Below are 15,844 nucleotides of genomic sequence, written 5' to 3' on the forward strand. Positions count from 1 at the left end.
ATATCTGAAGCGATCCGTTCCATTGAAAAAAAGGTGGACATTCCTGAAAAATGCCAGTAAAATTAGCCATGGTGTAGGTAATTGACAAGTGTATGATTCTTGGAGGTGAAAAAGTTGACTCGCGAAGAAGTATTTAACAAAGTAGCGAAAATTATTTCAAATCATTTTGAGATAGATACCGATAAAGTGACGGATGAATTGAACATCAAAGATGATTTAAAAGCTGATTCAATTAGTATTATGGAATTCGTTTTAGAGCTTGAAGATGAATTCGGTACGGAAATTTCAGATGAAGACGCTGAACAAATTGAAACAGTCGGTGGCGCAGTAGATTATATCAGCAGCCATCTTAAATAATTTCAAATAAAAGCAAAGAAGGATAAAAAGCTGCATACAGCTTTTTATCCTTCTTTTTTTAATCTTTTTGACACGTAAAAGTCATTTTTCTGATAATTCTGGCGATAAACAGAAATTATGTTGCAAAGTAAAGCGATTTTCTATATAATTATTAATAATTCATTACACAAAGATAAGAATAACCTTTGTTATAAAACGATTTATTCTGTGTAATGTCCTTTTTTATTAAGAAAAACTTCCATTTAAGAAGCAGAGAGGGGTATTCGATTGTCCGATAACCAATTATTAGAAGTTCAGAACCTACATACAGGATTCCGACTCAAAGATGACTATTACGATGCAGTAGATGACGTTTCATTTACTTTAGACAAAAACGAGATTTTAGCAATCGTTGGGGAATCTGGGTGCGGGAAAAGTACCTTGGCTACTACGATTATGGGATTACTTGATCCTAATAACACAAAAATTACAGGTGAGATTTTATATAACGATCTGAATTTAATCGACCTGAACGAAACGCTCTATAATAAAATCCGCGGAAATGATATCGGAATGATTTTCCAAGATCCGTTGTCTGCATTAAATCCTCTCATGAGAATCGAAGACCAGATCAAAGAAGGACTTTCCTATCACACAAAGATGAATGCAGAACAGCGTCAAGCTCGTGCACTAGAATTGCTAGAACAAGTAGGGATTCCTAATCCTGCGAGAGTTGGACGCCAATATCCCCATGAACTATCAGGCGGTATGAGACAACGTGTCATCATCGCAATCGCAATCGCCTGCAAACCTCCAATCGTCATTGCAGATGAACCGACGACAGCCCTAGATGTAACCATCCAAGCACAGATTCTTGATTTACTGAAAGACCTTCAGGAAGAAACAAAAACAGGGATCATCTTGATCACTCATGACTTAGGAGTCGTAGCAGAAATGGCTGATCGAGTGGCAGTGATGTATGGCGGACAGTTCGTTGAAGTAGCAGGTGTAAAAGAACTGTTTGATCATCCTAAGCATCCTTATACACGCTCTTTACTGAACTCTATACCACAAGAAGGAAATCATGATGCAGAACTCCATGTGATCGAAGGTGTCGTTCCTTCTCTGAAAAACATGCCTCGTAAAGGTTGTCGGTTTGCACCACGTATTCCATGGATACCAGCAAGCGATCATGAAGAAGAGCCTATCCTTCATGAAGTCGCACCGAACCACTTGGTACGTTGCTCCTGCTATAAGCATTTCCACTTTAGAGAAGAAAAAGGAGAGGTGTAGATGACAGAATTAATCACAATCAAAGACCTGAAAGTTCATTACCCTATTCGCAGTGGATTCTTCAATCGAGTAACGGATCATGTATATGCTGTAGATGGTGTGGATTTTATTATCGAAAAAGGAAAGACATATGGTTTAGTGGGAGAGTCTGGCTCTGGAAAATCTACTACGGGAAAAGCCGTTGTGGGATTAGAAAAGGTGACAGCCGGACAAATCATGTATGAAGGAAAAGATGTAACGAAGCGAAGCAACCGCAAAAAAATGGGTTATAACAAGGATGTGCAGATGATCTTCCAAGATTCAATGTCCAGTTTGAATCCTAAAAAGCGAGTGTTGGATATCATTGCTGAACCCATCCGAAATTTTGAACGGTTAAGCGATCAAGAAGAAAAGAAAAAGGTAAAAGGACTGCTAGATATCGTTGGGATGCCGGAAGATGCGCTATATAAATATCCTCATGAATTTTCAGGCGGACAACGTCAACGTCTAGGAGTAGCCCGTGCTGTTGCTACCAATCCAAAACTGATCGTAGCCGATGAACCTGTATCTGCTCTGGATCTATCTGTTCAAGCGCAAGTATTGAATTTCATGAAACGAATCCAGCAAGAATACGGCCTCAGCTATTTATTCATTTCACATGATTTAGGTGTAGTAAAACACATGTGCGACAATATCGCAATTATGTACAAAGGTCGATTTGTAGAAATCGGTACAAGAGAAGACATTTATAATGACCCGCGACATATCTATACGAAACGTCTGCTTTCAGCTATTCCGCAAATCGATGTAGAAAATAGGGAAAGCCACAAAGAAAATCGACGAAGAGTAGAACAAGAGTATATCCAAAACCAAAAAGAATACTATGATGCGACTGGTCGAGTCTACGATTTGCGTACGATCACAACTACACACAAAGTGGCGTTGAAAGATGGAGGTGCAAGCTAATGTGGAAAACGATTCTGCGACGTGTTTTATTGATGATCCCGCAAGTTATTATTTTAAGTGTTCTGATCTTCTTATTAGCCCAAGCGATGCCGGGGGATCCATTTACCGGTTTGATCAATCCAAATCAGGATCCGGCAGTGATCGAACAGATGCGACAAGCAGCTGGCTTGAATGACCCATGGTATGTCCAGTACTTCCGTTGGATCGGAAATGCTTTGCAAGGCGATTTTGGTCAAAGTTTCTTATACAAACGCTCTGTTGCTGACTTGATCGGCGAACGGATCATCAACACTTTATATCTATCGATCTTGACAGTTGTCCTTACTTATTTGATTGCTGTGCCTCTGGGGATGCTTGCTGGCCGGTATCAAAATTCAATCTTGGATAAGATTGTCGTAATCTACAACTTCTTTAGTTTTGCTGTTCCTTTATTTATCTTCGGCTTGATCATGCTATTTGTTTTTGGTTATCGTTTAGGCTGGTTCCCAACAAGTGGATCACAAACACTAGGTTTGCAAGGTGGATTTATCACTCAATGGATAGACCGTTTGAAATATATTCTGTTACCATCAATTACCCAAGCATTTTTGGCGACTGCCGTCACAATCCAATATCTGCGAAGTGAAGTAATCGATTCGAAATCGCTCGATTTTGTCAGAACAGCCCGTTCCAAAGGGGTACCGACGAATAAAGTATTCAGTCGACATATTTTCCGAAATGCAGCGTTGCCGATGGCTTCTCAAATGGGGTATGAAATCACTTCGTTGATTGCTGGTTCTGTAGTTATCGAAAAGATTTTTGGTTATCCGGGAGTCGGAAAACTATTTATTGATTCCATCGGCCAACGGGACTATACCGTGATCACATCCTTAGTATTGATTTTAGGAATCGCGACGCTAGTGGGGACATTACTTTCAGATATCATCATGAGTATCGTTGACCCGCGTATTCGGATTCAATAAAACCAATCAGAAAGGAGAATGGATCGATGAGTGAAAAAAACAATACAGCAGTTCAAGAAAGTATTCCTCCTATGGGGATACGAATGATTGCTCGAGAATTTAAAAAAGATAAAATTGCTATTTTTTCATTAGGTTTGCTAGTGGTTTTATTATTAGTGATCTTTATCGGTGCGATGCTGACCGATCAAGACAAAGTGATGTATGTTAGTATCTTCGACAAATACGCTGCACCAGGAACAGTTTCGACACAAGGACAAAAGTTCATTCTGGGAGCAGATGAAGGCGGACGTGATGTATTAGGACAATTGATCATAGGTGCTAGAAACTCTGTTACGATCGGATTTGCGATCACGATCCTTACTTCGATCATCGGGGTTGGATTAGGGATCATCTCTGGCTACTACGGAGGGATCATTGACAACATCTTGATGCGGATCGTTGATTTTATCATGATTCTACCGATCATGCTGATCATTATCGTCTTCGTATCGATTATTTCCAGATACAATGTCTGGACCTTTATTTTCATCATGAGTGCATTTTATTGGGTAGCTAAAGCCCGATTATTCCGAAGCAAGACATTATCTGAAGCAAGAAGAGATTATGTAAGTGCCTCAAAAACAATGGGAACCAATGATTTTAAAATCATGTTCCGCGAAATCATGCCGAATCTAAGTTCATTAATCATTACTAATTTGACGATGAACTTTGCGGCAAACATCGGTATCGAGACAACTTTGACTTTCTTAGGTTTCGGCTTGCCGGCAAATGTACCTAGTTTAGGTACATTGATCGGTTATGCAAGTAACGGAGAAGTCTTAGTGAATCGGCAATGGATCTGGTTACCCGCATCAATCCTTATTTTAGTTTTGATGTTGAGTATCAATTATGTTGGACAAGCATTCAAGCGTTCTGCAGATGCGCGCCAACGGTTAGGCTAGTATAGAAGCGAAGGGGGAAATAGGAATGAAGAAAACGATTTTTGGATTTGCAGCGCTGATGTCTGCTGTCGTTCTTGCAGCATGCGGGGGCGGAGGTACAGATACCTCTGGAAACAACTCTGGAGGCAACGGCAATAACAAAGAGGAATTAACTTTTCCAATTGCAACAAAAAATAATGATGATGCAATCGAAGACGGCGAATTAGAAGCTGCGGTCGCAACGGACAGTCAGTTTAAAGGATTGTTCCAGTGGGAGTTTTACCAAGATTCATATGATGCAGCTTTTATGGCTCCTTCTCATGAACCGCTATTTGCAAACGATGACGATTTCAGAATCACAGACGACGGAGCTGCAACGCTTGATCTAGATGAAGATACGAAAAAAGCGACAATCAAAGTAAAAGACAACGTCAAATGGTCAGATGGTGAAGATGTAACGGCGGACGATGTGATTTTCCCTTACGAAATCATTGGGAATAAAGATTACACTGGTATCCGTTATGACGACACTTTCCGTAACATCGTAGGTATGGAAGAATATCATGATGGAAGTGCCGACACAATCTCCGGAATCAAAAAAATAGACGACAAAACAGTTGAAATCGAATATAAAGAAGTAAACCCAAGCATGCTTCAATCGGGTGGTGGTATCTGGTCATATGCAGCACCAAAACATACGTTAGAAGGTGTAGCAATCAAAGATATGGAATCAAGCGATCAAGTACGTAAAAATCCAGTGACTTTTGGCCCTTATTACATGAGTAATATCGTTGCAGGAGAATCAGTAGAATACTTGCCAAACGAGCACTACTGGAATGGTACGCCTAAATTGAAAAAGATCACGATGAAATCTGTACCGATTGCAAGTGCAACTGAAGCATTGAACTCTAAATTATATGATATGATTTTCCAAATGCCAACAGATACTTACGATACCTATAAAGAAATTGCTGGCTATACAAACTTAGGCCGTGAACAAACTTCTTATACTTATCTAGGATTCAAGTTAGGTAAATGGAATGCAGATACAAAGAGTGTGGAATACAATCCAGATTCAAAAATGGCTGATAAATCATTACGTCAAGCAATGGGCTATGCACTAGATAATGATGCAGTAGGTGAACGTTTCTATGCAGGTTTGAGAAGCAATGCGACTTCATTGATTCCTCCAGTATTCCAGTCATATCATGATGATGAGATGAAAGGATTCACACAAGATCTAGACAAAGCGAAAAAACTATTAGATGATGCTGGCTACAAAGATGTGGATGACGATGGTTTAAGAGAAGACAAAGATGGAAATAAACTAACAATCAACTTTGCTTCGATGTCCGGTGGGGAAACAGCGCAACCATTGGCAGATTACTATATCCAACAATGGAAAGAAATTGGTTTGGATGTCCAATACACAACAGGTCGTCTGATCGAATTCAATTCTTTCTATGATAAATTAGAAAACGATGATCCTGAAATCGATGTTTACCAAGCTGCTTGGAATACAGGAACTGATCCAAATCCAAGTGGACTATGGGGACCAAATGCTGCGTTCAACTACACTCGTTATGAATCAGAAGAAAATACAAAATTGATCAACGATATCAGTTCAAGCAAAGCATTTGATGAAGAGTACCAAAAAGAAGCATATCAAAAATGGCAACAATATGCGTTTGAAGAAGCATTTGCGATTCCAACGTTGTTCCGTAATGAAGTATTGCCAGTCAACGACCGTGTCAAAGACTGGGATTGGTCTTATGATGTACCAAACCCATGGGCAAATGTTTCTGTTACAGCAGATTCACGTTCATAATCACTAAAAATGACCGAAAAAGGGCGATGTCCTTTTTCGGTTTTTTGATATTTTTCTGTTTATTTCTCTAATATTCAGGTCAAGGCGCTGATTTCATGACTTCTCCAATAAACGGTGTTCAAAGTCCAGTTTCTCGGTATTAAGTCAAATTTATGCAAAAACATGGAAAGCCATTTTTACAAAATTTTTTCTTCATACTCGAAACTAAACGAATTTTTCACAACTTCTCGTCAATCACTAGGATTATTAAAGCTTTACTTACCTTTTGACCGAACCATTTCAAATTTGACAAAAAACCAGTATAATAAGGAAGTATCGAAAAAATATCCATAAAAGGAATGTGGAAAATGGACAACCAGCTGACAAAAGAACTAAAAGAAAACTATAACATCGTTTTTCACGATCTAAATTTGCTTGAACAAGCTTTTACCCATTCATCCTATGTGAATGAGCATCGCAATCTGCAATTATCGGATAATGAGCGACTTGAATTTTTAGGAGATGCCGTTTTAGAACTGATGGTTTCTCAGTATTTATTCCGTTTATATCCTCATTTGCCAGAAGGAAAATTGACAAAAACACGAGCTGCGATCGTTCGCGAAGACAGCTTGTCGAAATTTGCCAAAGAATGTCACTTTGATCAATATGTTCTGTTGGGCAAGGGAGAAGAGAATTCAGGAGGACGTACGCGACCAGCATTGCTTTGCGACCTATTCGAAGCTTTTTTAGGCGCGTTATATCTTGACCAGGGATTCGACACGACCCATGCATTCATCGAAAAAGTGATTTTTCCTAAAGTCAAAGCAGGTGCTTTTTCACATGAGATGGATCATAAAACAAAACTACAAGAAGTCTTGCAAAAATCAGGTGATGTATCAATCGAATACCGATTGATAAATGAAGAAGGTCCAGCTCATGAACGAGTATTTTGGATCGAAGTTTATGTAGATGATCAATTGATTGGCACTGGACAAGGAAAATCGAAAAAATTAGCAGAACAAGCTGCGGCGGAAAATGCATTGGCAGCACTGTAAAAGTAAGTGAGGGAAAGCTTTGTATTTGAAACGAATTGAAATAGCCGGTTTTAAATCATTTGCAGACAAGACAGTCATTGATTTTGAAAACAGCGTCACAGCAGTGGTTGGACCAAATGGCAGCGGAAAAAGCAATATTACAGAGGCTATCCGCTGGGTATTAGGAGAACAATCTGCTAAAAGTCTGCGAGGCGGAAAAATGCCGGATATCATCTTTGCCGGTTCCGATACCCGTAAGCAGCTGAATATTGCAGAAGTCACAGTGATTTTAGACAATAGTGATCATTATCTGCCATTGGAGTACAATGAGATCAGTGTAACCCGCCGTTATCGACGGACTGGGGAAAGCGAGTTTTTCATCAATAAACAAAGCTGCAGATTAAAAGATATCCAAGAATTGTTCTTAGATTCTGGATTAGGAAAAGAATCGTTCTCAATCATTTCTCAAGGAAAAGTAGAAGCGATTTTCAGTAGTAAACCGGAAGACCGTCGTGGGATCTTTGAAGAAGCAGCTGGTGTCTTGAAATACAAGCAGCGGAAAAAGAAAGCAGAACAGAAGCTTTTTGAAACAGAAGACAACCTCAGCCGCGTCCAAGACATCATCCACGAATTGGAAGAACAGTTAACTCCTTTGGCCGCCCAGAGTGAGGCAGCAAAGGAGTTTTTACGGCTAAAAGAAACACTGACTCAAACCGATGTCTCTTTGATGGTTGCCGAAATCAAGACAGCAAAAAAAGATTGGGACAACAAACAAGCACAGCTTGCGAAATTCAATCTAGAATTAGGCAAACTATCTGAGTCGATCCAAGAACAAGAATCCATTTTGGCGAAGCAGCGTAAAGAAAATGCGCAAGCCGACCGTCTGATCGAAAAAAATCAGCAAGTATTATTAGATCTTTCGGAAAAACTGAAGCAGACAGAAGGACAAAAAGATGTTTTGCAGGAGCGGACAAAGCATACACAAAAAAGCTCGCAAGAATATCAAACTTCATTAGCAGAAGCACAAAAAAAGGTTAAACATTTTGAAAAGCTTCAAGAAAGCTTGATGAAAGAAGCAGCAGAAAAAGAAACAGAGATCCAAAAAGCTGAAGCAAATCTCATAAAAACACAGCAAGAATTAGAAAAATACCAAAAATCAACGAAAGAATTATTGGCAGAATTAAGAGATCAATATGTTGATTTGATGCAAGAACAAGCAGCTGTAGGAAACGAACTGAAGTATCTAGAACGTCAATATATACAAGAAACAGCAAAAAGCAAGCAGACGTTAGCCAAGCAATCGGAAGTAGAAGCATCAGTAGATCGATTGATCTTACAAAAAGAAGAATTGACACAAAAGCAGGCGCAGCTAAAATCATCTTTAACTGAAACAAAAGAGAAGTTAGAAATGATCCAACAAAACGGGAAAAAGTTCCAAGAAGCATTAGCAAAAGAACAGCCTAAAATGTATCAATTGATGAATCAAGTCCAGCAGCTGCGTGCTCGTCAGAAAAGCCTTCAAGAAATCCAAGAAAACTATTTTGGTTTTTACCAAGGGGTTCGATTGGTCTTGCAGCATAAACAGCAGCTTTCGGGTATTGTCGGAGCAGTGGCTGAACTGATCGATGTTCCTGCAGATTTCACGTTAGCTATCGAAACAGCTTTAGGTGGGGCAGCCCAGCATGTCATCGTTGAAAATGAAAAAGATGCTCGGCAAGCCATCACGTATTTGAAACAGCAAAGAGGAGGAAGAGCAACATTCCTTCCACTGACGACAATCAAACCAAGACAATTACCGGCTCATATATTGACACAAGCAGCAGCTGTAGAAGGGTTTATAGGGATTGCCAGTGAACAAGTCAGTTATCCCGATCAAATCCAAACTGTGGTTCAAAACCTGCTAGGAACGATCCTTTTAGCCAAAGACTTAACTAGTGCCAATGCAATCGCGCAAACGATCCGCTATCAATATCGAGTGGTTTCCTTAGAAGGTGATGTGATGAATGCCGGAGGATCCATGACAGGTGGAGCGAATAAACGAGGAAACCAAGGCAGTTTGCTTGTGCAAAATCAAGAATTGAAACAGTTGACTAGTGAATTTGAAGAAGCAGATAAACAACTCCAAGCACAAGAAAAAAAAGTTCAGGAGCTGCAACAAGAAACAGCTCGTTTAACCGAAGAACAAGAAGTTTTGCGTACACGAGGCGAACAATTACGTTTTGAAGAACAAGAAGCGACAAATCAGCTACAAAACATCATAAATGAACTTGAACGTTTTGAAAAAGAAAAGCAAATCTCAACTTTTGAGACACGTGAACTGCAGCAGTTTATCGAAGATTACGAAAAGCAAACGAACGAATTGAAAGACAAACAAACAGATCTTGAATCGCAACGACAAAAAATCGACGAAGAAATCAAATCGTTAAGTCAAGAAAGCGACCAGATGGAAGCCAGAAGAGCACAAGTACAAAGTCAAAAAGCACAAGAACAAGCAGATCTTGCTGTCTTGAAAGAGCAGTTTAATCATCTGCAGATCCAGCTCCGCGGTGCCCGAGTCCAAAAAGCAGAGGCAACCGAACGTCAAGAAGCGATAGAAAAGCAGTTGGCGACATTGACAGCAGACTTTTCTGATCATGAAGTCACAGAAGAAAGTTTGGAAAAACAAATTAACGAATTATCTGCTCAGCGAGAAACATTAAAAGCCGAGTTGGCAAAAGCCAAAGAGCAGCGAGATAGAAGGCAAAAGGAGATCGATAAGCTTGAAGCAGTCTTGGCAGAGCGTAATCGTGAGCAAAAAGCACGACTGTCGGAACAATCCAAATTAGAAGTCCAAAAAGACCGAGCTGAAATGATTTTAGATAATCATTTGACCTATCTGCAGTCAGAATATCAGCTGACATTTGAGAAAGCTTCCCAAGACTATCAAGAAACAACCGATATCGAAGACAGTAGAACAAAGGTTTCATCCTTAAAAGAACAGATTGAAAAACTGGGACCAGTAAACTTAAATTCAATCGAACAATACGAACAAGTCAGTGAAAGACATACATTCTTAGCAACACAGCGAGATGATCTGTTAGCAGCGAAAAACCAATTGTTTGAAACGATGGATGAGATGGATGATGAAGTGCGGACAAGATTCAAAGAAGTATTTGAAGCTATCCGTCAAGAATTCAAAATTGTCTTTCCAAATATGTTTGGCGGCGGTAAAGCTGAATTAGTACTGACAGAACCAACTGATTTGCTGAAAACAGGTATTGAGATTGAAGTACAACCTCCTGGCAAAAAACTGCAAAGTCTAAGTTTGCTTTCTGGAGGAGAACGAGCACTTACAGCCATCGCGTTGCTCTTTTCCATTATCCGTGTCTGTCCTGTTCCGTTTTGTATCTTAGATGAGGTAGAAGCAGCGTTAGATGAAGCCAATGTGAAACGTTTTGGTCGTTACTTGAGCGATTTCCAAGATGACACACAATTTATCGTAGTCACACACCGCAAAGGAACGATGGTCGCAGCAGATGTACTGTACGGAGTGACGATGCAGGAATCCGGTGTATCAAAAATCGTTTCTGTACGGATGGAAGATATCAATGAAGAGGCGAAAATCAACGAAACGAAAGTGTAGGAACGAAAATGATCAAATTAGTAGCAATCGATTTGGACGGTACATTATTAAATGAACAAAAGCTGATTTCAGATGAGAATAAACAAGCATTAGCACAAGCAAAACAGCAAGGGGTCAAGATCGTTCTATGTACAGGACGCCCCTTAGCTGCGATGGCGCATTATCTGCAAGAATTAGGACTGGTAGATGAAGGTGACTACAGCATCACTTTCAACGGCGGTTTGGTACAAAAAAATGATACTGGTGAAATCATGGAAAAGAAAGTGATGGAAGTATCAGATATCCAACGCTTATACAAACTGGCTCAGCAATTGGATCTGCCACTAGATGTTTTGTCTGACAATGTGGTTTTACAGCTGCCTAGTGCCCCAAGGAAGCAATCCTTGTACAATGTGTTGAATAAGCTGCTGCAATTCCAACCAGCGGATATAAGCGATATTACAGATGAATTTGTGCTTAATAAGGCAGTAATCGCTTATGACCAAGAAGAATTAGATCCTAAAATCAAAGAAATACCAGCAGAATTCCATGAAATGTATGAGATCATCAAAACGAGAAGTATGCTTTTGGAATTTATGCCAAAAGGTGTTACAAAAGCTTATGGTATTTCTTTATTGGCAAAAGATCTTGGTTTGAAACAAGAAGAAATCATGGCAATCGGTGATGAAGAAAATGATTTACCGATGATCCAATACGCTGGACTAGGCGTAGCGATGGAGAATGCTGTGCCTTTCGTCAAAGAAGCAGCAGATTTCGTGACAGCCAGCAATGAAGAAAATGGCGTAGCCAAAGTGATCCAAAAATTTGTATTAGAGTAGGGGGGAGTCAAATGGGATTTTTTGATAAAATCAAGCGTGCTTTTACTGGCGAAGAGAAAACAGAAGAAGTTGAAGTACAGGAGAAGTACGACAAGGGTTTAGAAAAGACGCGTAAAACATTTGGTGAACGGATGAATGAGTTGTTTGCCAATTTTCGAACAGTCGATGAAGACTTTTTTGAAGAATTAGAAGAAACACTTATCGGTGCAGATGTAGGTTTTGAAACAGCGATACGAATCACCGAAGCATTACGTCAAGAAGTGAAACTCAGAAATGCGAAAAAATCGGCAGAAGTCCAAAATGCGATCATCGAGAAACTTGTGGATCTCTATGAAGCGGAAGGAATCAATGAAGTAAATGAACTAAATATCCAAGAAGACGGACTAACAGTTATTTTGTTTGTCGGTGTTAATGGTGTAGGGAAAACAACAAGTATTGGTAAACTTGCCCATCAGTTCAAAAACGAAGGTAAAAAAGTATTGATGGCAGCAGCAGATACCTTCCGCGCTGGAGCAATCGACCAGTTAGTTGTCTGGGGCGAACGCGCTGGTGTTGAAGTTGTTCGTGGCAATGCAGGCGGCGATCCAGCAGCTGTCGTATTCGATGCTTTGGAAAGAGCAAAGACAGAGCAGGCAGATGTTTTACTAGTTGATACTGCAGGCCGACTGCAAAATAAAGTGAACTTGATGAACGAATTAGAAAAAATAAAACGAGTAATCCAGCGGGAATTACCAGAAGCACCCCAAGAAACACTTCTTGTACTAGATGCAACAACTGGTCAAAACGCGATGGTTCAAGCAAAACAATTCAAAGAAACAACAGATGTGACCGGTCTTGTTTTGACAAAATTAGATGGTACAGCAAAGGGCGGTATCGTACTTGCTATCCGTAATGAATTGCATTTACCAGTGAAATTGGTCGGTCTTGGTGAAGGAATCGATGACTTGGAGCCGTTTGATCCAAATGATTTTGTCGTTGGATTGTTCAAAGGATTACTAAAAGAAGAATAACCCATGTCTAAAAAGCAGGAGCTGTGACAAAAGTTGCAGCTCCTTGTTTGAATGATTGTTTTTAACATAGCTGTGTTTTTGATGCCTTCATTTTTATACTTATTTGTAAGCGGTTCTCAAACAATTTCGTTCTTTTTCTTAGACTTTTTGATTATAATTAGATTCATATGAATTGGAGGTCACTTAATGATGAATTTTAAGCAATTATTATTGCATGTCAATGCGCGCCCTTTTATCGACCAAGCTCGATTTGGTATAGAACGGGAAGGACAGCGGGTTGATCTTGCAGGAAATCTAGCAAAAACCGATCATCCAGCAATCTTTGGCGATCGATCCTATCACCCCTATATCCAAACAGATTTTAGCGAAACACAAACAGAGATGATCACCCCTGTTACCGATTCTATTCCCGAATTATTTCAGTATCTCGCTGCTGTTTATGATGTGACTGCTCGTTCTATACCGAAAGAAGAGATGATCTGGCCATTAAGTATGCCACCTGCCTTACCGGAAAAAGACGAAGAGATCATTATTGCAAAATTAAAAAATTTCGAAGATGTCTTGTATCGACGTTATTTAGCAAAAGAATACGGGAAGCGAAAACAGATGGTAAGCGGTATCCATTTCAATTTTGAATTTGGCGATGAGTTGCTAAGAACATTGTTCAGCCATCAGGAAGAATTTCAAGATTTTTCCGAATTCAAAACAGAACTTTATTTGAAAACAGCGAGAAACTTTATGCGCTATCGCTGGATGATCACTTATTTATTCGGTGCTTCACCAATGAGTGAGAAGAACTACTTTTTAGATGAATCACATCCGCAAGAACCTGTTCGCAGTATTCGCAACAGTGCGCTGGGCTATACGAATCATCCAAATGTGAAAGTTTCCTATGCTTCTATGAAACAGTATTTAGCAGATATCGAGCGAATGATCGAAGAAGGGAAACTTTCGGAGGAGAAAGAATTTTATACACCGCTTCGTTTCCGAGGCGGAAAGAAAGTCGCAGATTTAGCAACAACAGGTGTTCGTTATATTGAATTGCGGAATATCGATTTGAATCCTTATGCAAGATTGGGTATCAATCCAGAGCAAGTTCGGTTCTTACAATTATTCCTGATGTACATGTTATGGACAGAAGAAAAAGAAGACTGTGACCAATGGGTAGCAGAAGGTACGACTCGAAATAACAAAGTAGCACTAGAACAACCATCAGATCAAACAGAATTTCATCAAGAAGGTAGAGAAATTCTTGAAGGGATGAAGCAAATGCTGGTTGAATTGGATTGGTTGGATTCTCTTTATTTAGTAGAGGAAGCATTGACTCAAATGGATCATCCTGAACAAACGTTAGCAGCGAAACTCTATCAAGAAGCACAGCTATCGAGTCAGCAAGAAGTTGCTGTGGCATTGGGACATCAATATTATAAAGAAAGCCATGAACGTCCCTATCAGTTGGCCGGTTTTCGCGAAATGGAACTTTCTACTCAGATATTTATGTTCGATGCCATCCAAAAAGGTGTCCAAGTCAAAGTATTAGATGAGTCGGATCAATTTTTGCGTCTGCAATTCCAAGACCATGTAGAATATGTGAAAAATGCAAACATGACAAGTAAGGACAGCTATATCGTCCCACTTATCATGGAAAACAAAACAGTAACGAAAAAAGTCTTAAAAGAAGCTGGGTTCCGGGTACCAGGAGGCGCAGAATTTTCATCCATGGAAGAAGCGGTAAAAGCTTATCCGAGATTTGCCGAGCAGGCATTTGTGATCAAACCTAAATCAACCAATTACGGGTTAGGTATCACGATTTTCAAGGAAGGAGCTAGTCTGGAAGATTATCAATCAGGTTTAGCCATTGCTTTTCGTGAAGACAGTTCGGTTTTAGTAGAAGAATTTATGCCGGGAACGGAATATCGTTTCTTTGTGATCGACGGAGAAGTTCAAGCCATCATGTTGCGAGTCCCTGCTAATGTTATTGGTGACGGTATCCGAACAGTGAAAGAACTTGTTGAAGAAAAAAATAGTGACCCTTTGCGTGGAACGAATCATCGTGCACCTTTAGAATTGATCCAATTAGGTGAATTAGAACAATTGATGTTGAAAGAACAAGGGTTGACGATCGAATCAGTTCCCCAAGCCAATCAAATTGTTTATCTAAGGGAGAACTCAAATATCAGTACAGGTGGTGATTCGATCGATATGACTGATGAATTTTCTGAAGCTTACAAAAAAATCGCCGTTTCTGCGGTAGAAGCACTAGGAGCTAAGATTAGTGGTATTGATTTGATTATACCAGATAAAGAAATCGATCCTACAACTGATAAAAAAGCATATGGGATCATCGAAGCAAATTTCAATCCAGCGATGCATATGCATGTTTATCCCTTTGCAGGAAAAGGCAGAAGATTGACGATGAATGTATTGAAATTGTTATATCCTGAAGTATTTTAAAAGAAAAAGCTTTTGACAGATTGTCCTATTTGATGTCAATCTGATCAAAAGCTTTTTTGCATGTAAAAATTTATGTGTTTTTTCGTTTTAAAATAAACGATCCCAGAAGCTTTTTTTCTTTTTTGGTTTTTCTTTTTCAGCTGGCGAAGAGTTTTCTTCTGGGTATTTTTTTTCGATATCAATCACAGGTTCATTTACTGCTTCTTTTGCTGTTAAGAGCAATCCGAATTCCTCAGGATTTGCAGTGACGTAATCGTTGACTACAGTAAATCGGCTATTGTTTTTCGTTGCTAGCTGGATATATTGGTTTTGGACAGAAAGGGGTAGAGCCCCATTCAAGAGTATGGAAGCATCTGGATGTTTTTTGAGTTCTTTTAAAAAGTTTTCTTTGTTTTTTGGTTGGATCATTTCAGCAACAGTCATACTAAGATAGCAACGTTCCCTGAATGTCCCTAAATATTTATGCTGTTCTTCAGGGTTCACTAAAGGTGTACCATAAAGTCCCTTATCCAAATGGCTTTTTACATCATCTTGTGCCATAAAAAATACCCTCCTTCTTCTCTTTGTCTTTCTTACGATTATAGCATATTCCCAATAATACCTAAAACATATGAAAAAGCGGTTGCTTTTGTTCAACGATTCA

The 15,844-nt window shown here is 39.5% G+C and carries 12 protein-coding genes; 11 read left to right on the top strand and 1 reads right to left on the bottom strand.

Annotated elements, in window-relative coordinates:
• Window positions 1–114: 114 nt before the first annotated feature.
• From acpP to gshAB, 11 genes are all read left to right on the top strand, one after another.
• Entirely contained in the window at window positions 115–357 is a 243-nt protein-coding gene (acpP, locus tag IGL15_RS00480; protein ID WP_002294295.1) for an acyl carrier protein, read from the top strand.
• Between the two features lie 267 nt (window positions 358–624).
• Window positions 625–1,629 (top strand): ABC transporter ATP-binding protein, encoded by a 1,005-nt coding sequence (locus IGL15_RS00485; protein ID WP_104765167.1) that lies wholly within the window; start codon window positions 625–627, stop codon window positions 1,627–1,629.
• Window positions 1,630–2,574, top strand: coding sequence for an ABC transporter ATP-binding protein (locus tag IGL15_RS00490; protein WP_002287891.1), 945 nt, complete (start codon window positions 1,630–1,632; stop codon window positions 2,572–2,574). It begins immediately after the preceding gene.
• Window positions 2,574–3,536, top strand: coding sequence for an oligopeptide ABC transporter permease (opp4B, locus tag IGL15_RS00495; RefSeq protein WP_002287892.1), 963 nt, complete (start codon window positions 2,574–2,576; stop codon window positions 3,534–3,536). The genes IGL15_RS00490 and opp4B overlap by 1 nt, the downstream gene beginning before the upstream one ends.
• Window positions 3,537–3,562: 26 nt before the next feature.
• Window positions 3,563–4,477 (top strand): ABC transporter permease, encoded by a 915-nt coding sequence (locus tag IGL15_RS00500; RefSeq protein ID WP_104765166.1) that lies wholly within the window; start codon window positions 3,563–3,565, stop codon window positions 4,475–4,477.
• A gap of 25 nt (window positions 4,478–4,502) precedes the next feature.
• Window positions 4,503–6,284, top strand: coding sequence for an oligopeptide ABC transporter substrate-binding protein (locus IGL15_RS00505; RefSeq protein WP_002294293.1), 1,782 nt, complete (start codon window positions 4,503–4,505; stop codon window positions 6,282–6,284).
• Window positions 6,285–6,631: 347 nt separating this feature from the next.
• Window positions 6,632–7,318, top strand: a complete 687-nt coding sequence (gene rnc / locus IGL15_RS00510; protein ID WP_002287896.1) for a ribonuclease III — start codon at window positions 6,632–6,634, stop codon at window positions 7,316–7,318.
• Window positions 7,319–7,337: 19 nt separating this feature from the next.
• Window positions 7,338–10,919: a chromosome segregation protein SMC gene (gene smc, locus IGL15_RS00515; protein WP_104765165.1), complete on the top strand. Its 3,582-nt coding sequence runs from the start codon at window positions 7,338–7,340 to the stop codon at window positions 10,917–10,919.
• 8 nt (window positions 10,920–10,927) lie between these two features.
• On the top strand, window positions 10,928–11,737 hold the full coding sequence (locus IGL15_RS00520; RefSeq protein ID WP_002287898.1) for a Cof-type HAD-IIB family hydrolase: 810 nt from the start codon (window positions 10,928–10,930) through the stop codon (window positions 11,735–11,737).
• An 11-nt stretch (window positions 11,738–11,748) separates the two neighbouring features.
• Complete coding sequence (gene ftsY / locus IGL15_RS00525; RefSeq protein ID WP_002287900.1) at window positions 11,749–12,747, top strand: signal recognition particle-docking protein FtsY; 999 nt, start codon at window positions 11,749–11,751, stop codon at window positions 12,745–12,747.
• Window positions 12,748–12,933: 186 nt separating this feature from the next.
• Window positions 12,934–15,201 (top strand): bifunctional glutamate--cysteine ligase GshA/glutathione synthetase GshB, encoded by a 2,268-nt coding sequence (gshAB, locus tag IGL15_RS00530; RefSeq protein ID WP_104765164.1) that lies wholly within the window; start codon window positions 12,934–12,936, stop codon window positions 15,199–15,201.
• A gap of 87 nt (window positions 15,202–15,288) precedes the next feature.
• On the opposite strand, the gene IGL15_RS00535 is transcribed toward gshAB, so the two are convergent.
• The gene (locus IGL15_RS00535) at window positions 15,289–15,741 is read right to left on the bottom strand and encodes a YueI family protein (RefSeq protein ID WP_002287902.1); all 453 of its coding nucleotides are present in this window, start codon (window positions 15,739–15,741) and stop codon (window positions 15,289–15,291) included.
• Between the last annotated feature and the right edge of the window lie 103 nt (window positions 15,742–15,844).

The organism is Enterococcus sp. DIV0436a, assembly GCF_051711605.1.
Classification (GTDB): Bacteria; Bacillota; Bacilli; order Lactobacillales; family Enterococcaceae; genus Enterococcus_B; species Enterococcus_B faecium.